The sequence below is a fragment of the Aggregatibacter sp. genome, from assembly GCF_057314075.1.
In genome coordinates, this window is the sequence record NZ_DBHLAR010000004.1 from 188,539 (window position 1) to 213,960 (window position 25,422).

At 40.4% G+C, this 25,422-nt stretch carries 21 protein-coding genes and 1 other RNA gene; 11 read left to right on the forward strand and 11 right to left on the reverse strand.

Annotation, left to right across the window (positions count from 1 at the left end; genetic code table 11):
- The first annotated feature begins 64 nt into the window (after positions 1-64).
- The 4 genes from ACO5E4_RS02590 to ftnA (ACO5E4_RS02605) all read left to right on the forward strand — a co-directional run bounded on the left by ACO5E4_RS02590 (position 65) and on the right by ftnA (ACO5E4_RS02605) (position 4,169).
- On the forward strand, positions 65-937 hold the full coding sequence (locus tag ACO5E4_RS02590) for an EamA family transporter (protein ID WP_485861980.1): 873 nt from the start codon (positions 65-67) through the stop codon (positions 935-937).
- Positions 938-951: 14 nt separating this feature from the next.
- Positions 952-2,376: an exodeoxyribonuclease I gene (sbcB, locus tag ACO5E4_RS02595; RefSeq protein WP_485862072.1), complete on the forward strand. Its 1,425-nt coding sequence runs from the start codon at positions 952-954 to the stop codon at positions 2,374-2,376.
- Between the two features lie 793 nt (positions 2,377-3,169).
- Complete coding sequence (gene ftnA, locus ACO5E4_RS02600; RefSeq protein WP_314955315.1) at positions 3,170-3,655, forward strand: non-heme ferritin; 486 nt, start codon at positions 3,170-3,172, stop codon at positions 3,653-3,655.
- Between the two features lie 16 nt (positions 3,656-3,671).
- Positions 3,672-4,169: a non-heme ferritin gene (gene ftnA / locus ACO5E4_RS02605; RefSeq protein ID WP_314955316.1), complete on the forward strand. Its 498-nt coding sequence runs from the start codon at positions 3,672-3,674 to the stop codon at positions 4,167-4,169.
- Between the two features lie 60 nt (positions 4,170-4,229).
- Here the strand turns inward: ftnA (ACO5E4_RS02605) and ACO5E4_RS02610 are convergent, their stop codons facing one another.
- Positions 4,230-4,400, reverse strand: a complete 171-nt coding sequence (locus ACO5E4_RS02610; protein WP_314955317.1) for a hypothetical protein — start codon at positions 4,398-4,400, stop codon at positions 4,230-4,232.
- Between the two features lie 107 nt (positions 4,401-4,507).
- Between ACO5E4_RS02610 and fnr the strand changes: the two genes are divergently transcribed.
- Together fnr and uspE are read left to right on the forward strand one after the other, a co-directional pair.
- Positions 4,508-5,281, forward strand: a complete 774-nt coding sequence (gene fnr / locus ACO5E4_RS02615; RefSeq protein ID WP_314955319.1) for a fumarate/nitrate reduction transcriptional regulator Fnr — start codon at positions 4,508-4,510, stop codon at positions 5,279-5,281.
- 116 nt (positions 5,282-5,397) lie between these two features.
- Entirely contained in the window at positions 5,398-6,330 is a 933-nt protein-coding gene (uspE, locus tag ACO5E4_RS02620; RefSeq protein WP_485861981.1) for a universal stress protein UspE, read from the forward strand.
- Between the two features lie 164 nt (positions 6,331-6,494).
- Here the strand turns inward: uspE and topA are convergent, their stop codons facing one another.
- Complete coding sequence (gene topA / locus ACO5E4_RS02625; protein WP_485861982.1) at positions 6,495-9,101, reverse strand: type I DNA topoisomerase; 2,607 nt, start codon at positions 9,099-9,101, stop codon at positions 6,495-6,497.
- Between the two features lie 98 nt (positions 9,102-9,199).
- Between topA and ACO5E4_RS02630 the strand changes: the two genes are divergently transcribed.
- A complete protein-coding gene (locus tag ACO5E4_RS02630; RefSeq protein ID WP_485861983.1) occupies positions 9,200-10,096 on the forward strand; it encodes a LysR family transcriptional regulator in 897 nt (298 codons plus the stop codon).
- 46 nt (positions 10,097-10,142) lie between these two features.
- Here ACO5E4_RS02630 and ACO5E4_RS02635 read toward each other — a convergent pair whose 3' ends face one another.
- The 3 genes from ACO5E4_RS02635 to pepN form a co-directional block, all read right to left on the reverse strand.
- Positions 10,143-10,979: a PHP domain-containing protein gene (locus tag ACO5E4_RS02635; protein ID WP_485861984.1), complete on the reverse strand. Its 837-nt coding sequence runs from the start codon at positions 10,977-10,979 to the stop codon at positions 10,143-10,145.
- Positions 10,980-10,987: 8 nt separating this feature from the next.
- On the reverse strand, positions 10,988-12,007 hold the full coding sequence (gene pyrD / locus ACO5E4_RS02640) for a quinone-dependent dihydroorotate dehydrogenase (protein ID WP_485861985.1): 1,020 nt from the start codon (positions 12,005-12,007) through the stop codon (positions 10,988-10,990).
- A gap of 76 nt (positions 12,008-12,083) precedes the next feature.
- The gene (gene pepN / locus ACO5E4_RS02645) at positions 12,084-14,693 is read right to left on the reverse strand and encodes an aminopeptidase N (RefSeq protein WP_485861986.1); all 2,610 of its coding nucleotides are present in this window, start codon (positions 14,691-14,693) and stop codon (positions 12,084-12,086) included.
- Positions 14,694-14,845: 152 nt separating this feature from the next.
- On the opposite strand from pepN, the gene purE reads away from it, so the two are divergent.
- The 4 genes from purE to ttcA all read left to right on the forward strand — a co-directional run bounded on the left by purE (position 14,846) and on the right by ttcA (position 19,348).
- Positions 14,846-15,343 (forward strand): 5-(carboxyamino)imidazole ribonucleotide mutase, encoded by a 498-nt coding sequence (gene purE, locus ACO5E4_RS02650; RefSeq protein WP_442538885.1) that lies wholly within the window; start codon positions 14,846-14,848, stop codon positions 15,341-15,343.
- 140 nt (positions 15,344-15,483) lie between these two features.
- Complete coding sequence (purK, locus tag ACO5E4_RS02655; protein WP_485861987.1) at positions 15,484-16,572, forward strand: 5-(carboxyamino)imidazole ribonucleotide synthase; 1,089 nt, start codon at positions 15,484-15,486, stop codon at positions 16,570-16,572.
- Positions 16,573-16,661: 89 nt separating this feature from the next.
- A complete protein-coding gene (locus ACO5E4_RS02660) occupies positions 16,662-17,852 on the forward strand; it encodes an amino acid aminotransferase (protein WP_006718228.1) in 1,191 nt (396 codons plus the stop codon).
- 563 nt (positions 17,853-18,415) lie between these two features.
- Positions 18,416-19,348, forward strand: a complete 933-nt coding sequence (ttcA, locus tag ACO5E4_RS02665; RefSeq protein ID WP_485861988.1) for a tRNA 2-thiocytidine(32) synthetase TtcA — start codon at positions 18,416-18,418, stop codon at positions 19,346-19,348.
- 114 nt (positions 19,349-19,462) lie between these two features.
- Here ttcA and ACO5E4_RS02670 read toward each other — a convergent pair whose 3' ends face one another.
- From ACO5E4_RS02670 to rnpB, 6 genes are all read right to left on the reverse strand, one after another.
- Positions 19,463-19,945: a C40 family peptidase gene (locus tag ACO5E4_RS02670; RefSeq protein ID WP_485861989.1), complete on the reverse strand. Its 483-nt coding sequence runs from the start codon at positions 19,943-19,945 to the stop codon at positions 19,463-19,465.
- Between the two features lie 66 nt (positions 19,946-20,011).
- A complete protein-coding gene (locus tag ACO5E4_RS02675; protein WP_006718254.1) occupies positions 20,012-20,308 on the reverse strand; it encodes an integration host factor subunit alpha in 297 nt (98 codons plus the stop codon).
- Between the two features lie 3 nt (positions 20,309-20,311).
- Positions 20,312-22,702 (reverse strand): phenylalanine--tRNA ligase subunit beta, encoded by a 2,391-nt coding sequence (gene pheT, locus ACO5E4_RS02680; RefSeq protein ID WP_485861990.1) that lies wholly within the window; start codon positions 22,700-22,702, stop codon positions 20,312-20,314.
- Between the two features lie 19 nt (positions 22,703-22,721).
- Complete coding sequence (gene pheS, locus ACO5E4_RS02685; protein WP_109128593.1) at positions 22,722-23,711, reverse strand: phenylalanine--tRNA ligase subunit alpha; 990 nt, start codon at positions 23,709-23,711, stop codon at positions 22,722-22,724.
- Positions 23,712-23,954: 243 nt separating this feature from the next.
- On the reverse strand, positions 23,955-24,824 hold the full coding sequence (htpX, locus tag ACO5E4_RS02690; RefSeq protein ID WP_296027350.1) for a protease HtpX: 870 nt from the start codon (positions 24,822-24,824) through the stop codon (positions 23,955-23,957).
- Positions 24,825-24,985: 161 nt separating this feature from the next.
- Positions 24,986-25,374, reverse strand: an RNA gene (rnpB, locus tag ACO5E4_RS02695) — RNase P RNA component class A.
- Positions 25,375-25,422 lie beyond the last annotated feature (48 nt).

The following is a 25,422-nucleotide window of genomic DNA, read 5'->3' on the forward strand; positions in this document are numbered from 1 at the left end:
AAAAAGTGCGGTTAAAAAATGAAGTGTTTTTTGACCGCACTTTATTTCGTTAAAAGGAAAATAAATGCACAACCTTATTATCGCCGTTCTCTGTAGCGTTGCGGTGTCTGTATTATTAAAAGTTGCCCGTAAACGTAATATCGCTATTCAGCAAGCCATTGCCTTTAATTATATTGTGGCGTTGTCACTTAGTTGGTTTTTATTGAAACCGGATTTCAAAGGGCTTGAGTTTACTGACTTTATCGCACAAAGCGAAAATACGCCGATTTTCTTAGCATTAGGTATTTTATTGCCAAGCGTGTTTATTATTATGTCTAAAGCCGTAGAATTCGCCGGTATTGTACGTTCTGACGCGGCACAACGCTTATCCTTATTTTTACCCATTCTCGCTGCGTTTTTAATTTTCCACGAAACCCTAAGCCAATCAAAAGTCGTTGGTATTGTGTTGGCATTTGTCGGGTTGTTTTGCCTTTTAAGCAAACCGAATCAAAAAAGTGCGGTCGATTTTCGAGGTGTTTTAGGCTTAATCGGCGTGTGGTTTGGTTATGGCATCATCGATATTTTGTTTAAACAAGTCGCGAAAAGCGGGGGAGCATTCCCAACGACGCTATTCATTGCGTTTTCCTTGGCTTCATGCATTATGTTTATTTACTTATTATTCAAACGAACTCAATGGAATGTCGCCAGTTTTGTGGGCGGCATTATTTTAGGTGTGCTAAATTTCTTCAATATTCTGTTTTATATTAAAGCTCACCAGAGTTTTGGCTCGAATCCGACATTAGTTTTTGCCGGCATGAACATTGGAGTGATTTGTTTAGGTACGATTACCGGTGCATTAATCTTTAAAGAAAAAATCAGCAAAGTTAACTGGTTAGGTATTGCGTTCAGTTTGTGTGCAATTTTCTGTTTGTATTATCTAGATAAAATCTTGGCTTAAATTTGAGAAAAATGATGGCAAAAAACGATTTCAGCTTTTTCATTTACGACTATGAAAGTTTTGGTGTCAATCCGGCAACCGATCGCCCGGCGCAATTTGGGGGTATTCGTACAGATGCGGATTTTAATATTATCGGCGAGCCCGTTGTGTTGTATTGCAAGCAAACCAATGATTATTTGCCTGCTCCGGAAGCGGTGTTAGTGACAGGTATTACACCACAGGAGTGTAATGAAAAAGGCCTGCCGGAACCGGATTTTGCTACTCGAATTTTACAGGAATTCAGCCAACCAAATACCTGTGTCATGGGCTTTAATAATATTCGTTATGACGATGAAATGACACGCTATACCTTTTATCGTAATTTTATTGATCCTTATGAATATAGCTGGAAAAACGGTAATTCCCGCTGGGATTTATTGGATTTAGTGCGTGCGTGTTATGCTTTGCGTCCCGATGGCATTGAATGGCCTTTAGATGATGAAGGTATGCCGAGTTTTCGTTTGGAAAAACTGACGGCAGCGAATGGAATAGAACATACAAATGCTCATGACGCCATGTCTGATGTGTATGCTACTATCGAAATGGCAAAATTAATTAAGAAAAAACAGCCGAAGTTATTTCAATATTTCTTTGAAAATCGTGGAAAAAAAGAGCTTGAAAAGCTGATTAATACCGCAGAAATGACGCCGTTAGTGCATGTGTCGGGAATGTTAGGCAATTATCGTGGAAATACGACATTAATTGCGCCTTTAGCTTGGCACCCAAAAAACAAAAATGCAGTGATCGTATGTGATTTAACAGGCAATATTGATGATCTGCTAATAAAATCGGCAGAGGAGTTGCGTGAAAATCTTTATACGAAGAAAGAAACGTTGTTGGAGGCTGGCGTGCTTCCTGTTCCGTTAAAGCTCATTCATATCAATAAATGCCCAATTGTAGCGCCGGAGAAAACCTTATTGCCTCAAAATGCCGAACGTTTAGGGATTGATAGAGCATTATGTATGCAAAATAAGCAACGTTTGTTGGCATCTCAGGATATTCGCCAGAAAGTCATGGATATTTTTCAACAAGAACGTGAATTTGAGGCATCTGATAATGTTGAAACCGAGCTTTATAATGGCTTTTTTAGTGATGCCGATAAAAACAATATGGCGATTTTACGCACTTTGGAGCCTGAAAAGCTTGCTGAACATAATCTGAGTTTTCAAGACCCAAGAATCCCTCAATTGTTATTTCATTATCGTGCCAGACATTTTTATCGCACCTTAAACCGTTCTGAACAAATTAAATGGCAAAAATATTGTCGGAAAAAACTAGACTCTGAAATTTTACAATTTGAGCAAAGTCTTCAAGCATTAGCCGCACAACATGAAAACAATGAAGAGAAGCTGATTTTATTACAAAAAATTTATGAATATGGCAGTAAACTCATTGGTTAGAAAGTGCGGTTAAATTTTTTAATGTTTTTAACAGTATAAAAGAGACAACGTCACTAAATAGCCCGTAATCAGAAAACACGCTGGATAACATTCAGCGTGTTTTTTATGTATTTTAAAAATCTCACATAATCAATCTACCAACCGACTCAGATTTTACGTAGCGCAATCTATATCTAATATTATTTTTAAATGAATTTTATCTTGAAAGAAAATTGACAATTCAAAATGAAAGTCTATAACTTTATTTTTTATTTGTGACATACCTTATTAAAACAAGATTCTGTCTAGTTTAACTAGCACGTGTGACTTGTGCATAACTGTGTGATTTATTTAATTCGTAGTTTTCGCTAACCCGATAACTAATTTCGCATAATGTATATTATGTTAAATAAAATATTATTAAAGTCACGATTTGCTTCGCCACTCTTATTACCGTGTAACATTATCGTATTGAGATTTTTGAGGTTTTTAATCATTAAACATCGTTAGACATTAAAATCTATTTTCAGGAATGAAGAATTGGGGAATGGATATGCATACAATCAATATAGATGTTTACCATCTTCTTTTTATCGAAATACATAATCTGTTAATCTGATTGCAATTGAGAATTCATTTCAAGAAAATTCTATAAATGAGAATAGTTGTTGTTACAAATACATTTAAAATTAATAAGTTATCACGTATAAATGAAAAAATAGTTTGACGATTATCAATTAGGTGGATAGAATGCGCTCAGCAAATTAAGTTGTATTGTGATTGTCTTATAAATCATTAAGGAAAGGAGTTAGTTATGCTTAGCAAAGCAATTACGACCAAATTAAACGAACAAATTAATCTTGAGTTCTATTCATCAAATGTTTATTTGCAAATGAGTGCATGGTGTCATAAAAATGGTTATGAAGGTGCGGCAGCGTTTTTACTTCGTCATGCTGATGAAGAATTAGAACATATGCAAAAACTATTTACTTATGTCAGTGAAACCAGTGGAATGCCTTTGTTAGGTAAAATTGACGCGCCTAAACACAATTACGCTTCATTAAAAGAAGTTTTTGAAACAACACTTGAACATGAAAAACTAGTGACATCTAAAATTAACGAGTTAGTTGAAAGTACTTTTGCAGAAAAGGATTACTCTACTTTTAACTTCTTACAATGGTATGTGGCGGAACAGCATGAAGAAGAAAAATTATTTAACAGTATTGTTGATAAATTCAAACTTCTTGGTGAAAGTGGAACCGCACTTTATTACATCGATCGTGAATTAAAAACTTTATAAGAATAGGAGAAATAAAATGTTATCAAATAGCGTAATTAAACTATTAAATGATCAAATGAATTTAGAGTTTTATTCTTCTAATTTATATTTACAAATGAGTGCATGGTGTGAACAACAAGGTTTCGAGGGGGCCGCAAAATTTTTATCAGATCATGCGGCTGAGGAAATGCAGCACATGCGTAAACTCTTTACTTATTTAAATGAGACTGGTGCATTGGCTATCATCACACAAATTGATGAACCACCTCATCAATTTTCATCATTGAAACAAGTACTTGAATTAACTTATGAACATGAGAAGTTAATTACCTCTAAAATCAATGAATTAGTTGGTAGAACTTTTGAAGAGAAAGACTACTCTGCTTTTAACTTCTTACAATGGTATGTAGCTGAACAACATGAAGAAGAAAAATTATTTAGTGGAATTTTAGATAAATTAAATCTTCTTGGTGAGGATGGTAAAGGTTTATTCTTGGTTGATAAAGATTTAGGTGCATTAGCAACAAACAACTAATCAAACCTGATGATAAGAAGGCTAAGTCATTATTGATTTAGCCTTTTTTATACCAAAAATCTAGCTACTCTTTTCTAAAAGTGCGGTACTTTTTTCAGATATTTTTGACGGATATTGAGGTTGTTGTTTTTTTTCATAATTAAACGTACGATGAAAAAATACGATAAGAAGAACTATTAATACTAGTAAAATTTGAATTAAGCGTTTTTTAGTTAGTTTTTCAGCAGCCATACATCCTCGCCAATGTTTGTACTTTTTAAATTAAAAATTTAGTGATATTATTGAGATAGATCAATTTTACACAATTCTTTTCCAATTTTCTGGAATTTGGGGAATAAATGAAAATTTTAGCGACAGAAACAAAATTAGGACGTCGAGTTCAATCTGGTGGATGCGCAATACATTGTCAAAATTGCAGTATTAGTCAGCTATGTATCCCTTTTACTTTAAATGAGCATGAATTAGATCAATTAGATAATATCATTGAACGTAAAAAACCTATCCAGAAATCTCAGGTGCTTTTTAAAGCGGGTGATGAGCTTACATCGCTCTATGCTATTCGCTCTGGTACGATTAAATCTTACACAATTAGTGAAACCGGTGAAGAACAAATTACTTCTTTTCATTTACCGGGAGATTTAGTCGGTTTTGATGCGATTATGAATATGCAACATCCAAGTTTTGCTCAAGCGCTAGAAACTGCTATGGTGTGTGAAATTCCGTTTGATATTTTGGATGATTTATCCGGTAAAATGCCGAAATTACGGCAACAAATAATGCGTTTAATGAGTAATGAAATTAAAAGTGATCAAGAAATGATTTTATTACTCTCAAAAATGAATGCCGAAGAACGCCTTGCCGCTTTTATTTATAATTTATCGCAACGCTATTCTGCACGCGGTTTTTCCGCACGAGAATTCCGTTTAACGATGACACGTGGCGATATTGGCAATTATCTTGGTCTCACTGTTGAAACAATCAGTCGTTTACTTGGTCGTTTCCAAAAACTAGGTGTTTTATCCGTACAAGGAAAATACATTACGATTAATAATATGGCTGAATTAATCGAGTTATCCGGCATGAATAAAACCAAAATTAAAATGGTTATCTAACCCATCTCTTTCCGGCGCATAGAAATTGCGCCGGATGTCTTTTTAAGTCTCTCACCTTGTCATTTATTCAAGAATGTTCTACCCTATTTAGAGTCAATAAATGGAGGAGGTTGTACATGAAATTCAATAACATACTGGTGGTTTTAAATCCTGAAAATGATAAACAATATGCCCTTGCTAGAGCTGTTCGTTTGGCGCAAGAACAAAAAAGTCAATCTCCAGTAAAAATAACGCTTTTCCTCGCAATTTACGATTTATCTTATGAAATGTCAGCGTTACTTTCTTCAGAGGAACGCTCAGAAATGCATAAAAATGTCATTGAACAACGTAAATTAGCAATTCAACCCTACATTGAAAAATATGCTTCTGATGGAATTGAATTTGCTACAACCGTTGTTTGGAACAGCAATGAGGCAGAAGCCATTGCTACTGAAGTAGAAAATCAAGGATATGATTTGGTAGTCAAATATACTAAAGCGGAAGAAAGCCTGGCATCATTAATCGTGACACCGGTTGACTGGCAATTGCTGCGTAAATGTCCGGTACCTATTTTAGTAGTGAAAGATGGCGATTGGAAACACCAACGCCGGGTTTTAGTCGCTGTCAACGTATCTGATGATGAAAATGAAGCGCATAGCTCGTTTAATGATGAATTAGTCTCATTAAGTATGGATTTAGCGGCGTCTTTAGATCGTGGCAATGTTCATCTTGTTACCGCTTATCCACCAACACCAATCAATATGGCCATAGATTTACCGGAGTTTAGTTCTAGTGAATACAATAGCGGTTTACGTGGACAATATTTAATTAATATGAAGTCATTGCGCCAAAAATACGGTATTAATGACGATCATACCCACGTGGTTGAAGGTTTCCCGGAAGATGTGATTCCACAAGTTGCTAAAAAAATAGAAGCTGAACTCGTGATTTTAGGCACCATTGGTAGAACGGGGCTTTCTGCCGCATTTTTAGGGAATACCGCGGAACATGTCATTAGCAAACTAAACTGCAATTTATTAGCTATTAAGCCATCAAAGAAAGAGAATTAATTTAATCTCTTTCAGCTTAATGATTTTTTCTTATTGCAGAAAAATTATGGGTATTCTGATAAAACAAAAACCACCTTTACAGGTGGTTTTTTTAATAAGAAAAGTGCGGTCTAAAATTTAAATATTTTTTCAACCGCACTTTTAAACTTCGACGAAAAAGAAAATTACTTTTTCCGCTCTATCCATTTTCCGTCGACAAAATCCACAATCCATTTCGTGGCTTTGCCATTCTTTTCAGAGGTAACATATTGACGTTTTTCCTTACGGCTAAAGCGAATAATTGCCTCATTCCCCTCCGGATCGACTTGTGGTGCATCGGCTAAGTAGCGCAATTTCTCCGGTAAACGCTCACGATACAACGCCAATTCTGCCACTTTTGGGGCGCGCGTTTCGCGGGATTTCGGGAAATTATGCGCGGACATAAACACACCGCTGGCACCATCGCGTAATACAAAATAAGCATCCGATTTTTCACATTTCAATTCGGGGAAATGAATCGGATCTTCTTTTGGTGGCGCAACTTCACCATTTTTCAAAATTTTACGGGTGTTATCACATTGCGTACAGCCCATGTATTTACCGAAACGGCCTAATTTGAGGTGCATATCGCCACCGCACTTATCACATTCGACAACCGGGCCGTCATAGCCTTTAATCTTAAATTTACCCTCTTCGACTAAATAACCCTCGCAATTTGGATTATTACCGCAAATATGCAATTTACGATGTGGATCGATAATATAACTATCCATCGCCGTACCACATTTTGGACAACGCTTACGGTCCATCAACGCTTTCGTTTCCGACGCCTCATCCAACACATTTAACAATTCCGCTTCCGGAATCAAATTAATAGTGGTTTTACAACGTTCTTTCGGCGATAAAGAATAGCCTGTGCAGCCTAAGAAGACGCCCGTGCTAGCCGTTCTAATAGCCATATTGCGTCCGCAAGTCGGACAAACAATATCTGTTTCGACCAAATTATTCGGGCGCATTCCGCCTTCTAATTCATCTAATTCTGCCTTGGTCAATTGTGTTGAGAAATCTTTGAAGAATTGATTTAATTCGGTTTTCCAATTTTTCTCACCGGACGCGATTTGGTCTAACACATCTTCCATATTGGCAGTGAAATCATAGCTCATCAAATCAGCAAAAGACTGATTTAAGCGATCGGTCACAATTTCGCCCATTTTTTCCGCATAAAAACGGCGATTTTCTGTACGCACATAACCACGTTCCTGAATCGTAGAAATAATGGCAGCATAGGTAGAAGGTCGGCCAATCCCCCGTTTTTCCAGCTCTTTTACTAGTGCAGCTTCAGAAAAACGAGCCGGTGGTTTTGTGAAATACTGTTGAGGTTCCACACTTAACAAATTCAGTATGGTATTTACGGCCACATCAGGCAAGGCCTGATCTTCCGCTGATTTTCCGGATTGTGGCAATACTTTGGTCCAACCATCAAAGCGTAAAATACGCCCTTTGGCCGTTAAGGTGTAATCCCCTGCTCTGACTGTTAAAGTAGTGCTGTCATATTGAGCCGGAGGCATTTGGCAGGCTACAAACTGGCGCCAAATTAAATCATATAAACGCACAGCATCTTTTTCCATCCCCACTAAATCATTCGAACTAACCAGAATATCTGATGGACGAATCGCCTCGTGGGCTTCTTGTGCGTTTTCTTTGCTGGAATAGAAATTTGGCTTGGTCGGTAAATAAGGTGCGCCATAGTGTTTTTCAATATAACTGCGCACCATATTTAACGCATCTTGGCTTAAATTAGTGGAGTCCGTACGCATATAAGTAATGTAGCCTGCTTCATATAAACGTTGTGCCAACATCATGGTTTTCTTCACACCAAAGCCCAAACGGGTACTTGCCGTTTGTTGTAGCGTAGACGTAATGAACGGCGCTCTTGGTCGGGAACTTGTCGGTTTCGTTTCTAAATCAGAAATGACATAATCCGATTTAGTTAAAAAATCCACCGCACTTTGCGCTTGTTCTGCATTTTTCGGCTCAAATTTTTTGCCTTTAAATTGCGTGACATCTAACTGAATTTCATCACCTTTCGGTGTGTTAGTAAGAACGGAAACTTCCCAATATTCTTGCGGCACAAACGCCTTAATCTCACGCTCACGTTCTACAATCAATTTCACGGCGACCGATTGCACACGGCCGGCAGATAACCCACGCGCCACTTTTTTCCAAAGCAACGGTGACACCATAAAACCGACGACACGATCTAAGAAGCGGCGAGTTTGCTGCGCATTCACCCTATCCATGTTCAAATTTTCAGGATGTTCAAAGGCTTGTTTAATGGCGTTTTTGGTAATTTCGTTAAAGACGACACGGCTATAGCGTTCATCCTCACCGCCAATCACCTCACGTAAATGCCATGCAATGGCCTCTCCTTCCCTATCCAAGTCGGTGGCGAGGTAAATATGCTCGGCTTTTTTTGCGAGGGATTTCAGTTCAGCAACGACTTTTTCTTTACCGGGTAAAATCTGATAGTTGGCTTTCCAACTGTGATATGGGTCGATCCCCATGCGTTTAACTAAAGCATCTTGTTCTTTTTGTTGTTTTATCGCTTGCTTTTCTTCTGCACTGAGACCTTTGGTGGAAATAGGTTTAGCTTTCTCTCCTGTCGCGGAACCCACCGTTGGCAAATCACGAATATGGCCCACGCTGGATTTCACTACATAATTGCTTCCTAAATATTTATTAATGGTTTTCGCCTTTGCCGGCGACTCCACAATAACCAAGGATTTTGTCATTATTATTACCTAATATCGATTAACTTGTATAAAATTGCCCGCTATATTGCTAACTATCTTCAAGTAGGTCAACTACTTTTTTCCAAAAGGCATAAGAAATGGATAAACTCAACGCAATTTCAATTTTTTGCAAAGTGATTGAAACTCAAAGTTTTACCAAAGCGGCTAGCCTGCAAAATATCTCCGTTGCCATGGCAAGCAAATTAGTTTCTCAATTAGAAGAACAGCTAAAAACACGCTTGTTACAACGAACTACCCGTAAGATTGTGCCCACAGAAGCCGGCAACCTCTATTATCAACGTTGTCAGCCCATTTTATTGGAATTGGAAGAGGCTGAATCCAGCATCAGCAATCTCTCTACCTCCCTTTATGGCAATTTAACGGTTTCCGTGCCACGCGATTTCGGTTTGCTTTTTATTACGCCCAATTTAGCGAGTTTTGTTAAAACGCATCCCAATTTACATATCGATATTGAGTTTAATGACCGCGTTATTGATCTGGTGAGTGAAGGATTTGATTTGGCCTTACGTATTGGTTATTTGCAAGATAGTTCACTGGTTGCACGAAAAGTCGCAACCTCTTCTATGCATTTTGTCGCTTCGCCGGCATACCTTGCCAAACACGGCACCCCACAAACGCCGGAAGAATTAGAACATCACGACTGCCTTTTATACAAAGCCACAGGAAATCAAATTTATTGGGAATTTAACAAACACAATCAAATTCAGCGTATAAAAATGCGTTCTAAACTGGTGTGTAATAATGGCTTAACCCTTGCTTCATTATGTGTTGACGGTGTTGGCATTATTAACACACCACGCTTCTTTATTGAGGAAGAATTGGCTTTGGGGAAATTGGTTGAGATTTTAGCGGATTACCGACAACAAGAGTTGGATTTACACATTGTGTATCCGCACCGTCGTCATTTGTCCGCCAAAGTCAAAGCCTTCATTGATTTTATTAGTCAGCTGGATTTATGTAAGACAAAACCGTAAAAGTGCGGTCGTTTTTAAGTGTGTTTTAATGTTAATGGCCTTGCAATTAAGCAAGGTTATTTTTTATGTCTAAAACAAAAGGAATATGCGCCGGCAACGGTGCCAGTCTGCCTAACTCTACCCATGCGCAGGGGAAGTGAAAATCAGAGCCCATGGAGCCGGCAAGTTGGTGTTCTTCCGCAAGTTTTACTAACAGCTGATACTGATCGCGACTTTGTCCACAGCCTGAAATTTCCATCGCATCACCGCCCCATGCTTTAAAACTCTCCGTCAGTTTTCGTACCCACTTCATAGTCATGGTATAACGCAACGGGTGGGCAAACACGGCAACCCCACCGGCTTGATGAATAATGTCGATGGTTGTTGGAATATCAACCCATTGCGCTTTGACATACGCCGACTTCCCCTGCCCCAAATAACGTTTAAAGGCTTGACCATCATTAGAGACTTTACCGATTTGCACTAAATGACGGGCATAATGGGCTCGGGTCACTTCTCCGTCGCCGGCTAATTTTTTTGCCTCTGAATAGGCATGTTCCACACCGATTTTTTCTAATTTCGCCCCGATTTCTTGCGCTCGAATCTCGCGTAATTTCGCTTGCTCTGCTAAAAGTGCGGTCATTTTTTCATGTGAAATATCAAACCCTAACCCTACAATATGAATGGAGTGATTTTCCCACAACGTGGAAATTTCCACCCCATTAATGAGCCTCATGCCCAAAGCTTCTGCCTGCTGTCTCGCCTCTGCAACCCCGGCAACGGTGTCATGATCTGTCAATGCCAATACATTCACGCCTTTTTCATGAGCACGCAAAACTACCTCAGACGGTGTCAAAATACCGTCGGAGGCAGTGCTATGGCAATGTAGGTCATATTTGATCATGCTTTTCCTTATTTAATTGCTTGAACTAATTCTTTCACCAATTTTGGGCCATGGTAAATCAAGCCTGAATACACTTGTAAAAGCTCGGCGCCGGCTTGGATTTTTTCTTGCGCATTTTGCACACCATCAATGCCACCGCTACCAATAATTGGGATTTGGCCTTTGAGTTCTTGGTGTAATCGTTTAATGATTTCCGTGCTTTTCTGTTGTAAGGGTTTTCCGCTTAATCCGCCCTGCTGTTCGGCATTTTTTAAATGTGTGACGTTGTCGCGTGAAATCGTTGTATTTGTCGCAATAACGCCATCCATTTTGTGGCGAATTAATGTATCCGCAATTTGCACAAGTTCGGATTCCGTTAAATCCGGTGCAATTTTTACCGCAATCGGCACATATTTTCCGTGCTGTGAAGCCAGTTCTTTTTGACGGGATTTAATGCTTCTCAACAAATCATCGAAATAATCACCATATTGTAACTGACGTAAATCCGGCGTATTAGGCGAAGAAATATTCACGGTGATATAACTGGCATAGTTATAGGCTTTGTTTAAACAAATCAGATAATCATCTTTCCCTTGTTCTAAGGGCGTCAGTTTATTTTTACCGATGTTGATCCCCAACACGCCGTCATAGTGGGCTTTTTTGACATTTTCAATCAGCTGATCGATACCATAATTATTAAAGCCATTACGATTAATGATGCCTTCGGCTTCGACTAAACGAAATTGGCGTGGTTTGGCATTGCCCTCTTGCGCTAATGGCGTCACTGTGCCCACTTCAATAAAACCAAATCCCATGGCACCAAACCCATCAATTGCTTCCGCGTTTTTATCTGCCCCTGCTGCCAAACCAATAGGATTTTTAAATTCAATGCCCATGACGGTTTTCGGCGTGCCTTGTGGGCAATTTAGAAGTTGTTTTAAAAGAAAATGAAATGGTGGGTATGCCGCTAAACCAAGGGTTTTTATCACTAAATTATGGGCATCTTCAGGATCAAGGGAAAAAATTCCTTTACGAATGAAAGAATACATACTCGTTTATCTCTCCGGATAGTTAACTGTGAAAAGAATAGAAAAAGTGCGGTCAAATTTAACCGCACTTTTATATTTACTGTAACGCTTTTTCGATTTTCTCAAACAAATCTCGAGATAAATCTTCTGTCTCACTGATGCGTTCTAGCGCTCGTTTCATCAAGGTTTGGCGTTGTGCATCATAGCGTGCGAAACGAATTAACGGCTCAATTAAACGAGAAGCCACCTGTGGGTTGCTTTTATTCAGTTTAATCAAAATATCTGTTAAAAAACGGTAGCCTGAACCGTCAATCGCATGGAACGCTTTTAGGTTCTGCCCCGCAAAGGCACCAATGAGAGAACGCACGCGGTTCGGGTTATTAAAATTAAAGCTTGGATGATCCATCAACTGCATCACGTTTTGTAATACATTTTCTTCCGGACGCGTCGCTTGTAAAGCAAACCATTTGTCCATGACTAAACCGTCATGCTGCCATTTTTGTTCAAAATCAGCCAATAAACTGTCACGACAAGCCAATTTAGCTTGGGTTGCAGAAGTTAAAGCTGCAAGCGTATCGGTCATATTATTGGAATACGTATAATGCTTATTCACCAAGTTATTGCCAATATTACTGTATGCCAAGTAACTTAAGCACACATTGCGCAGTTTGCGTAAGGCAATGTCTTGACGATTAATTTGATATTCATCCAAACGAATTTGATTGTAAGTTTTCAGTAATAATTCTTTTAAATTATCGGCAATCGTTTGTGCCATAAATTCCCGTACTGCACTGATCGCATCCGGATCAATGGTTTTAAATAGTTCGGCAAATTCTATCGCTTTCGGTAAGGTGAGAATTAAACTGGTTAACTCGATATCTTTTTGATAATTATCTAGGACTTGATAAAGCACTGCCGCCGTTTCCGCAGATAAATCGAGCGGTTGCCCTTGCTGATAGTTGGTAACGTTACGTCGTAACTCAGCAGCAAGTAACATCTGTGCAGCATCCCAACGAATAAAGCCATTTTCAGCAAATTTTAATAAAGTAATCAGTTGTGAAGTGGAATAATCGTAATCTAATTTCACCGGCGCTGAGAAATCACACAATAATGCCGGAACAGGCTTAGTATAAATATTGTGGAACTCAAAGATTTGGTCTTTTTGAATAATGTTCAAGACATTATCCACAACGCCATCGGCATCATAGAGCGTTTGTACTGCACCTTTTTCATCATATAACGCAATTTTTAACGGAATGTGTAAATTCACTTTTTCCATTTGATCGGCTGTCGGTGGCGTTAATTGAGAAACCTGTAATTGATAAACATGATTTTTTTCATCATAACGATCACTGATGGTTAACTCCGGCGTGCCGGATTGACTGTACCAACGGCGGAACTGGGTTAAATCCAAATCATTGGCACGTTCCATAGCTGACACAAAATCTTCGCAAGTTGCTGCTTTACCATCATTTTCCGCAATATATAACTTCATGCCCTTTTGGAAGCCCTCTTCGCCCAATAAGGTATGCAACATACGAATCACTTCCGCACCTTTTTCATACACGGTAACCGTATAGAAGTTATTCATTTCAATCACTTTTTCCGGGCGAATCGGGTGCGCCATCGGACCGGCGTCTTCAGCAAACTGTACGGTACGCAAAAACTTCACGTTATTAATGCGATTTACCGGGCGAGAACCGGTGTCAGAGGAAAACTCCTGATCACGGAAGACCGTTAGGCCTTCTTTTAGACTCAATTGAAACCAATCACGGCAAGTGACTCGGTTCCCCGTCCAGTTATGGAAATATTCGTGCGCAATCACGCTTTCAATGGCTAAATAGTCATCATCTGTTGCCGTTTGTGGATTTGCCAACACATATTTGTCGTTAAAAATATTGAGCCCTTTATTTTCCATGGCCCCCATATTGAAGAAGTCCACCGCAACAATCATGTAAATGTCGAGGTCATATTCCAAATCAAAACGTTCTTCATCCCATTTCATGGCACGTTTTAAACTTTGCATTGCCCAATCTGCGCGATCTAAATTGCCACGATTAACATACAATTCTAAAGCGACTTCACGGCCACTTTTGGTGATGAATTGATCTTTCAGTACATCAAAATTGCCTGCCACTAACGCAAACAAATAACTTGGTTTCGGGAATGGGTCATTCCATTCAACCCAATGGCGACCATCCTCTAAATCGCCGCTGTTAATGCGATTGCCGTTAGAAAGTAAAAATGGGTATTTCGTTTTATCCGCCGTGATTTTCGTGGTGTAACGCGCTAATACATCCGGGCGATCTAGCATGTAGGTAATTTGACGAAAGCCCTCGGCTTCGCATTGTGTACAAAAAGCTTCACCGGATTGATACAAACCTTGCAATGAGGTGTTGGCGGCTGGGCTTAAAATAGTGGTAATTTCCAGCTCAAATTGGTCTGCCTCTACTCGCGCCAAATCCAACGTTAAACTTTCGCTATCCTGCTGATATTGAGAGAACGGTTTGCCATTTAATTTAATGGAAGAAAATTGAAAATCATGCCCGTCTAACCGTAATGTCGTACTTTCTTTGTTAAGACGTTGATATTGACTGGTTGCTACAACAACAGTTTTTTCAGGTTCCAATTGGAAATCAAGATAAATGTCGGTAACAGTGAAATCGGGAGTTTGATAATCTTTTCTATATTTGGCTTTAGCGTACATAAAACAACCTAATTCTAAGGGCTAAAAAGTGCCGTTAAGGATATGATTTTTAGCCTTAAGTTGCAAATGGATTTTCTTTGGCAAACTTATCGCAAACGTTTGCGTATTATGCTATTCTAGCGCCGTTTTTTATCTCCAAGAATGAGGCAAAAATGTCTTTAACATCTCCTAAAATTGCCATTGTAATGGGATCCAAAAGTGATTGGGCAACCATGCAAGAAGCTACGCAAATCCTCGATCAATTACATGTTCCTTATCACGTCGAAATTGTTTCAGCACATCGCACGCCTGACAAACTCTTCCAGTTTGCCGAAAACGCACAACAAAACGGTTATGAAGTAATTATTGCCGGCGCCGGCGGTGCAGCCCATTTGCCTGGCATGATTGCAGCCAAAACCATCGTCCCCGTGCTTGGTGTACCGGTGAAAAGCTCAATTTTAAGTGGTGTCGATAGCCTCTATTCTATCGTGCAAATGCCCAAAGGGATTCCTGTCGGCACCTTAGCCATCGGGCCTGCCGGTGCGGCAAACGCAGGCTTATTAGCCGCACAAATTTTGGCAATGAATAATGCCGAATTAGCCCAACGCTTGCATCAGTTCAGACAGGCACAAACACAAAGTGTATTGGACAATCCGGATCCTCGAATTTAGAAACAGCTAAAATATCCACCGCACTTTAAACAGACAAATATAAAAAAGTGCGGTCGTTTTTTTCCGTGTTTTTTTAATGAATCACTGAAGGTAGCGCAAGCCTGAACGTTTGTGCATCCCTAAAAATCAATGAGAAAACTATGCAAAAATCAGCACTCTATCCAACTATTTATGTTCTTGGCAATGGACAGCTCGGCAGAATGTTACGCTATGCCGGTGCGCCTTTAGATATTCACGTTCAACCGTTGCCTTTCGATGCGCCGGTGTTTGACTTGTCGCCGAATGACATTATTACGGCAGAAATCGAACGCTGGGAAAAAACACCACTAACCACGCTCCTCGGCAATCACGCCAATTTCGTCAATCAAAAAGTCTTCGCTCAATTAGCTGATCGCTTAAGCCAAAAATCCTTATTAGATAAATTACATCTCCCGACCTCGCCTTGGTGTCTATTGAAAGAACCATCACAATGGGACGAAGTATTTCAAGATATCGGTGAAAAAGTCGTTGTTAAACGCCGTATGGGCGGTTATGACGGCCGTGGGCAGTGGATTGTGTCTGATGAAAACAAAGCACAAATCACTGAAGACCTGTTTGGAGAAACCATTGCGGAAAAATTTATTCCCTTTGATTACGAAGTGTCTCTCGTGGGCGCCCGTTTCCGTAACGGTGACACTCGTTTTTATCCGGTCACTCACAATTTACAACAAAATGGTATATTACGTTACAGTGTCATGGACGTCACTTTCCCACAACAATCCACACAGCAACAACAAGCTGAAATGATGTTAGGCAAAATCATGAATGAACTGAATTATGTGGGCGTGATGGCGATGGAATGTTTTGTGGTGGGCGATCAGCTTTTAATTAATGAGCTCGCACCACGCGTACACAACAGCGGACACTGGACACAACTTGGCTGTGCTGTGAGTCAATTTGAATTGCATTTACGCGCATTGTTGGATTTACCTACACCGGAATTAAAAGTATCCGCACCAAGCGTGATGGTCAATTTGATTGGTACTGAGCACAACCCACAGTGGTTAAACACCGCCTTTGCACAATTACACTGGTATGGCAAAGAAGTTCGCCCGGGGCGCAAAGTAGGACACATTAACCTTTCGCATCCGGATAAAAAGGTCATTATCGTGCAATTAGACAAACTCGCCACGGAGTTGCCGGAAGACTATCAATCCGGTTTGCTATGGGCAAAAAATAAGTTGATATAGTTAACATTTTCGCAACATATTGCTTGTCAAAAAGAAGCCCGAGCAGTATAACTAAAGAGATTTTTCACCCACCATCCGAGGATAATACTATGTTTGAAAAGATTACTGCCGCACCGGCGGATCCCATTTTAGGTTTAGGCGAAGCATTTAAATCCGAAACCCGTAGTAACAAGATTAATTTAGGCATCGGCGTATATAAAGACGCCAAAGGCAATACCCCGATTGTTAAGGCGGTAAAAGAAGCGGAAAGACGTTTATTAGAACAAGAAAATACCAAAAACTATTTACCGATTGACGGTGTTGCCGATTTTAACGCTCGTACCAAAGAATTATTGTTCGGTGCAAATTCCGATATCGTGAAAAACAACCGTGCCAGAACCGCACAAAGTTTAGGTGGCACCGGCGCGCTACGCATTGCCGCAGAGTTCATTAAACGCCAAACGAACAGCCAAAATGTATGGATCAGCACGCCAACCTGGCCAAACCACAATGCAATTTTCAAAGCGGTGGGCATCAACATTCGCGAATATCGTTACTACGATGCCGAACGCAAAGCCTTAGATTGGGACAACCTCATTGCGGATTTAAGCCAAGCCGGTGAAGGCGATGTGGTTTTACTTCACGGTTGCTGCCACAACCCTACCGGTATCGACCCAACCCCGGAGCAATGGGACAAACTGGCTGAAATGTCTGCACAAAAAGGCTGGTTGCCATTATTCGACTTCGCTTACCAAGGCTTTGCTCATGGCTTAGAAGAAGATGCTTACGGTTTACGCGCTTTTGCCAAAAACCACAAAGAACTTTTAGTGGCAAGCTCCTTCTCTAAAAACTTCGGTTTATATAACGAGCGCGTTGGTGCATTCACTGTCGTGGCAGAAAATTCGGATATTGCTGCAACAGCATTAACTCAAGTGAAAGTCATTATCCGTACCCTCTACTCCAACCCGTCTTCTCACGGGGCAAATACCGTTGCATTGGTATTAAATGATGCAAAATTACGCCAAGACTGGGAAAACGAGCTCACCGAAATGCGCGACCGCATTAAAAAAATGCGTCACCGTTTTGTTGAGTTGCTTAAAGAATACGGTGCACAACAAGACTTTAGCTTCATCATCAACCAAAACGGGATGTTCTCTTTCAGTGGCTTGACCGCAGAACAAGTTGACCGCTTGAAAGAAGAATTTGCCATTTATGCCGTGCGCTCAGGCCGTATCAACGTTGCCGGCATTACCGAAGACAACATTCGCTACCTCTGCGAAAGCATTGTCAAAGTGTTGTAGTTTTTAACCGCACTTCAAAAGAAAACGGCATCGAAATAGATGCCGTTTTTGTTTTCTGAAAAACAGTCTCAAAACTGACCGCACTTTTATCACTCAAAAACAAAAGTGCGGTTATTTTTCCTCACGTTTTGACTTACTCCCTCAATTTCATTATATAAAATAAATTATAAATATATATAATTTCATATATAATGAACCGCATTAAAACTAACCGCGCTTTTCTCATGAATAAAAACACATTGATTTTTATCTTACTCATTTTGTTACTTTTTGTGCTTGCCTTGTTTTCTTACTACTACTATCATGCAGGTTATCCGGAGGAAGGACGCGTTTATTTCTCAAATTTGAAATACAGCTTCTAACCCCCTTCTTAATGAGGTTTTATTAATAACAAAGCCCTGTTTAACAGGGCTTTATTTTTGACTTAAATTGGCAAAAATACCATTAGAAAGCACCGCACTTTGTATTTTGCGGTGTATTTTTTCGGTGTTTTTCAATTCATTTATGCAAAAATTGAGGCTTCGTATATAATGAGCCGCTTTCCAGATAACTGAATAGAAACAATGAATACAGCAAGCCAAACAGAAAAGAAACAAAGTTACAATTTCAATAAGTTACAAAAACGCCTACGCCGTAATGTGGGCAACGCCATTGCCGATTTCAATATGATTGAAGAAGGCGACAAAGTAATGGTATGCCTTTCCGGTGGGAAAGACAGCTATACCTTACTGGATATTTTGCTCAATTTACAACAAAATGCTCCGGTCAATTTCGATATTGTGGCAGTGAATCTAGACCAGAAACAACCGGGCTTTCCGGAGCATATTTTGCCTGAATATTTACAATCTATTGGTGTGGATTACAAAATTGTAGAAGAAAACACGTATGGTATTGTGAAAGAGAAAATCCCGGAAGGAAAAACCACTTGTTCTCTTTGTTCCCGTTTACGTCGCGGGATTTTATACCGTACAGCGACCGAACTTGGCGCAACCAAAATTGCGTTAGGGCATCATCGCGATGATATGTTGGCGACGTTGTTTCTGAACATGTTCTACGGTGGAAAATTAAAATCCATGCCGCCAAAATTGATTTCTGACGATGGCAAACAAATTGTGATTCGTCCGCTTGCCTATTGCAAAGAAAAAGATATTGAGAAATACGCCGTTGCGAAACAATTCCCAATCATTCCTTGTAACCTGTGCGGTTCACAGCCGAATTTGCAACGACAAGTGGTGAAAGACATCTTGAACACTTGGGATCGCCAATATCCGGGACGTTTGGAAACCATGTTTAGCGCCATGCAAAACATTACCCTTTCTCATTTATGCGATCCGAAACTTTTCGACTTTAAAGGCATTAAACACGGTCAAGCGCTTGAAGGCATCGAGGGCGATACTGCATTTGATGAGCAAAATATCACACCAATGCAATTTGACGATGAAGATCAGACTGATTTCAGTGAACAAGAGATGATTGCATTTAAGGAAGTGAAGTAAAAAACGTGGCTAAAAACCACCGCACTTTTAGTGCGAGGTACCTAATAAAAGGCTATTGAAGACAAATAAAAAGGTGCATTTATACGCACCTTTTTATTTTATCTTCTACATAGCTTAAATACGTCTCGCCTGCCAATAGGCTTTGCGCCAATAATCGCTATTCATGGAAGAATAAACGACACCACCTTTGGTTGAGGCATGGAGAAATTTATCCTCTTTCACATAAATTCCCACATGGTAGCCATTTGGTCCTAAGCCTGTTTTAAAGAAGACTAAATCCCCGGTTTGAATATCTGATTTTTCGATATATTGTCCGTATTTAGCTTGATCTTTGGTTTGGCGTGGTAATTTTATACCAAAGCGATCAAAAAACGTGGTTTGCACAAAACCGGAACAATCCACCCCATTACGACCAAGCCCACCAAGCACATAAGGCGTTCCCGCCCATTCATGTTGTTGTTCGCTTAATAAAGCAATCGCCATAATGGGATCGTTAATTTGTCCTTTGTAATTAATGCGCGAGGATTTGTATCCGCCGGAACAGGCAGCTAACGCCAACACACAACCACAAAGCAATAAAAATTTTAAAACACGCATTGATAGAACATCTCAAACTAAAAAGCTATCAACAAGGGCATTATTGATAGCTTATTTTTATACTTATTAGGCTTTCGGTTTGACTTTCTCTACCCGATTACGCAATTTTTGTCCCGGTTTAAACACCACTACACGGCGAGCAGAAACCGGCACGCTTTCACCGGTTTTCGGATTACGCCCCGGACGAGAGGATTTATCGCGTAACTCAAAATTACCAAACCCGGATAATTTCACATCATTCCCTGTTTCTAACGCAATTCGGATTTCTTCAAAGAAACTTTCGACTAAATCCTTGGCTTCACGTTTACTGAGATGGAATTTCTCAATAAGATTCTCGGCGAGTTCTACTTTAGTTAATGTCATAGTTTAATCTCTCAAGTAAGCATTAAAACGTTGTTTTAACTCAGATAATACCGCTGAAATTACTGCGTTAATTTCATCTTCTTCAAGGGTTTTTTCATTGTCTTGAATCACGAGGCTTATCGCTAAGCTCTTATGACCTTCTGCGACGCCACTACCTTGGTAAACGTCAAATAAATTCACTTGCGTTAATTTATCACCGCCTGCAACACGACAAGCGTATAATACATCGTCTGCTGCAACACTATCCGCAACCACAAGGGCTAAGTCACGGCGGTTCGCCGGGAAACGGGAAATTTCTTTTGCTTTCACAATATCACGACGAGAAATATGCGCAATGGAAATTTCACATACAAATGCCTTGCCGTTGATACCGATTTTTTGTGCGATCATCGGATGAAGTTGACCGATAAAACCGATTTCTTCTTCGTCTAACATAATCGCAGCAGATTGCCCCGGATGTAACGCTGTGTATGATTTTGCTACAAATTTTGCTCGATTTCCAGCAGAACTTAATGAAAGTAAGTTTTCAATATAACCTTTTAAATCATAGAAATCGGCAGGCGCAGCTTTTTCGCTCCAGTGTTCATTTGCTTTCGAACCGGTCATCACAGCCGCAAAAACTTGCTCTTGGCGTACGCCAAATTCGGCTTTTTCATCCGGCATAAAACGTAAACCAAATTCAAACAAACGCACACGATTTTGTTGACGATTTTGGTTATAACTTACCGCCCCTAGTAATCCGGTTAATAGTGAAACGCGCATCGCGGACATTTCAACAGAAATTGGGTTAGGTAGAATAAACGGTTTAATTTCCGGATGTAGTAAACTTTGAATTTTCGGATCAACAAAGCTATAAGTAATGGCTTCATAAAAATCACAACTTACTAATGCCGCTTTGATATGGGATAATTCAATATCCGCTTCGCTATGTTCACGCATACGCAAATGCGCTAACGGTGCATTATTTGGAATACTGTTATAGCCATAAATACGCGCGACTTCTTCAATTAAATCTTCTTCGATTTCAATATCAAAACGCCAAGATGGCGCAACGGCCGTCCAACTGTTGTTAGCGTAAGAAACCTGTAAACCAAGGCGTTGTAAGATATCGGTTACCGTTTCTGTTTCAATATGATGACCAAGCAACGCATCTAATTTGTGACGTTGTAATGTAACTTGTTGACGTTTTGGTAAATGGGCTTCATGAGTGACCTCACAAATTTCACCGGGTTCACCACCGCAAATCTCTAATAAAAGTGCGGTCGCTCTTTCCATTGCTTTACGTGGCAATTCGAAATCCACACCACGCTCAAAACGATGAGAAGAATCTGTATGCAAACCATATTGACGCGCGCGACCGGTAATCGCTAACGGCGCAAAAAATGCTGCTTCTAAAATCACATCTTTTGTGTTTTCTACATTCACACCACTGGCTTCACCACCAAAAATACCGGCCATCGCCAATGCACCATTTTGGTCGGCAATCACCAAAGTATTCGGTTGAAGTTTCGCTATTGTGCCATCTAACAATACAAGCTCTTCATTTTCTTTCGCCATGCGAACTTGTACCGGCTGTGCCACTTTTGCCATATCAAAAGCATGCATTGGTTGGCCGAGTTCAAGCAAAATATAGTTCGTGACATCCACAATTGGATCGATAGAACGAATATCGCAACGACGCAATTTTTCTTGTAACCACATCGGTGATTGCGCTTTAACGTTGACATTCTTAATCACGCGTAATAAATAACGCGGACAGGCTTCGGCAGCTTGAACATCAATTTGCACTTTATCGCTAATGGTCGGTTTAACCACATCAAAGTGCGGTGGATTTTCGTTAAGTTTATTCACCACAGCCAATTCACGTGCCACGCCGGCGATACTCAGACAGTCCGCACGGTTTGGCGTTAAGCTGATTTCAATAGCGCTGTCGTCTAATATTAAATAATCACGTAAATTAGTACCGATAGGCGCATCTTGTGGCAATTCGATAATGCCATTTGCATCAGATTCAATACCTAATTCGCTGAATGAGCAAAGCATCCCTTCTGAAGGTTGTCCGCGTAATTTGGTTTTCTTGATTTTGAAATCACCCGGTAATTCAGCGCCTTCTACTGCACAAGCGACTTTCAATCCTTGACGACAATTCGGTGCACCACACACGATGTCTAACAAACGCTCGCCGCCCACATTCACTTTGGTCACGCGTAATTTATCAGCGTCAGGATGTTGTGCACATTCCACAACTTCGCCCACCACAACCCCGATGAAATCGCCAGCCACTTTTTCTACACCATCAACTTCCAAACCTAACATGGTAATTTGTTCACAAAGTTGTTCCGTAGAAATCGCCGGATTAACCCATTCGCGTACCCATTGTTCACTAAATTTCATACTTATCTCTCACTCAAAATTATTTAAACTGTTTCAAAAAGCGCAAATCATTCTCGAAGAATGAACGTAAATCTGTGACGTTGTAGCGTAACATAGTTAAACGCTCTACCCCCATACCCACTGCGAAACCTGAGTATTCGTTCGGGTCAATGCCAACATTACGTAACACGTTAGGATGCACCATACCGCAGCCCAACACTTCTAACCATTTACCGTTTTTCCCCATGACATCCACTTCGGCAGAAGGCTCGGTGAATGGGAAGTAAGACGGACGGAAACGCACTTGTAAATCTTCCTCAAAGAACGCACGCAAGAAATCGTGCAATAAGCCTTTTAATTCGGTGAAATTCGCATGTTTATCCACATACAACAATTCGATTTGATGGAACATCGGTGTGTGGGTTTGGTCGTAATCGTTACGATACACGCGTCCCGGCGCCATAATGCGAATTGGCGGTTGCTGTTTTTGCATGGTGCGAATTTGCACGCCGGAAGTTTGCGTTCTTAACAATAATTCAGGATTAAACCAGAAGGTGTCGTGATCGGCACGCGCAGGGTGATGTTTAGGAATATTTAAGGCATCAAAATTATAATAATCGCTTTCGATTTCAGGGCCGGATTCCACAGAAAAACCCAGTTCAGAGAAGAATTTGGTCACGCGCTCAATGGTAATAGAAACCGGATGTAAACAGCCCATTTCCACTTTGCGTCCCGGTAAACTCACATCAATACGTTCATTTTCTAATTGTGCATTTAACAGGGCTTGTTCCCATTCTGCTTTTTTCGCATTTAAGAAATCTAATGCGGCTTGTTTGGCTTCGTTAATTTTCGCGCCCATTGCCGGACGTTCTTCCGCCGCCACGTTGCGCAATTCTTGCATTAATTGGGTAAAATGACCTTTCTTACCAAAATATTCCACGCGAATTTCATCAAGCGCTGCAAGGCTTTTATCTTCAATGTTGTCTATGGCATTTCTTGCTTTATCCACAAGATCTTTAAGATGCTGCATAAATATCCTCTGTGATGATTAATTTATCTAAAATTCTGTCAATAATAATACTAACTGTTTAGAAAATCACGCAATTTATCCATTGCCGCAGAAATTATTCTGTCATAAAACGAAGATTTATCGAGAAAAATGACCGCACTTCATTCGTCCATTTGCCTTTCTCATGAAACTTTTCAACCATTTTCTTTTGGCAAAAAAATAGAGGCTTAAAAAGCCTCTATTGATTAAAAATACATTTTATTATTAAGGTAACTGTTGCAACGCTTCAATCCGTTTTTCCAACGGCGGGTGACTTAAGAATAATTCTTTTAAGCCGCCACCACGTTTACCGTTAATGGCAAATGCCGCCAAGGTGGAACCTTCCAGCTCTTCCGGCTCATGCAAGTTTTGTAAGCGTTTTAGCGCATCAATCATTTTTTGCTTACCCACTAAATTCGCCGAACCAGCATCAGCTCTGAATTCGCGTTGGCGAGAGAACCACATGGCGATCATGCTTGCCAAGAAACCGAAGACCACTTCCAACACCATCGAAACTAAGAAATAGATCCCGGAATTGCTTGAGCTTTCACTGCCCTGATTACGAGAATTCGCCACCACATTTGCAATGAGGCGTGATAAGAAAATCACGAAGGTATTGAGAACGCCTTGTAGTAACGCCATGGTCACCATATCGCCGTTTTTAATGTGGCTAACTTCGTGCGCTAAGACCGCTTCGGCTTCGCCACGGGTCATTTTATTTAACAATCCGGTACTCACCGCCACTAACGAATTGTTTTTGCTTGCACCGGTGGCAAACGCGTTTACATCAGCAGAATGATAAATTGCTACTTCCGGGCGCGGCAAACCGGCACGATCCGCTTGTGAATATACCGTATCCAATAACCAACGTTCTGTTTCGTTGCGCGGTTGTTGAATCACTTCGGCACCCACAGAACGAATTGCCATGGTTTTGGACATAAATAACGAAATAATCGAACCCGCAAAACCAAATAGTGCAGCAAACAGCATTAAACCGCTCGCATCGCGAGATTGAATGCCGGTTAACGATAAAATAATGTTAAAAACTAACAATACAGCCATGTTGGTCGCGAGGAAAAGTAAAATGCGCATCATCGATGAAAAACTCCTAAATAAAACAGTAATAAAAACACGCTTGGCTATAATGGCGGCAAAAAGAGAAAAATCAAGTATGCCAATGAATTCAATGAGAAAAAATGTTGTTTTATTAAAAAAGAGAAAAGTGCGGTGGGTTTTAACCGTGTTTTTGAAAAGAAAAAGGGAGTTGGTCGATAAGCCGGGTTCTGTCGTGGACAATCATTCATCTAGGCGCATATTTACACATACGCTCAAGCAACCTACCCGAATCCTGAACGGGCCATTCATTGGATTCCTATTTGGTCTTGCTACGAGTGGAGTTTACCCTGCTGCCAACCGTTACCGGCGGCACGGTGCGCTCTTACCGCACCCTTTCACCCTTACCTGATCCCTTACGGGCCATCGGCGGTTTGCTCTCTGCTGCACTTGTCGTAGGCTCTCGCCTCCCGGACGTTATCCGGCACTCTGCCCTGTGTAGCCCGGACTTTCCTCCCGCCTACTTGTCCCCTAGGTTACGCTTGCGCGAATTTGAGGGCTTCAATAGACCGGCGATTGCCTGACCAACTCAGGCGCGCAGTATAGCGTAAATTCAAGGTAAAATATAGTGTTACGTAAA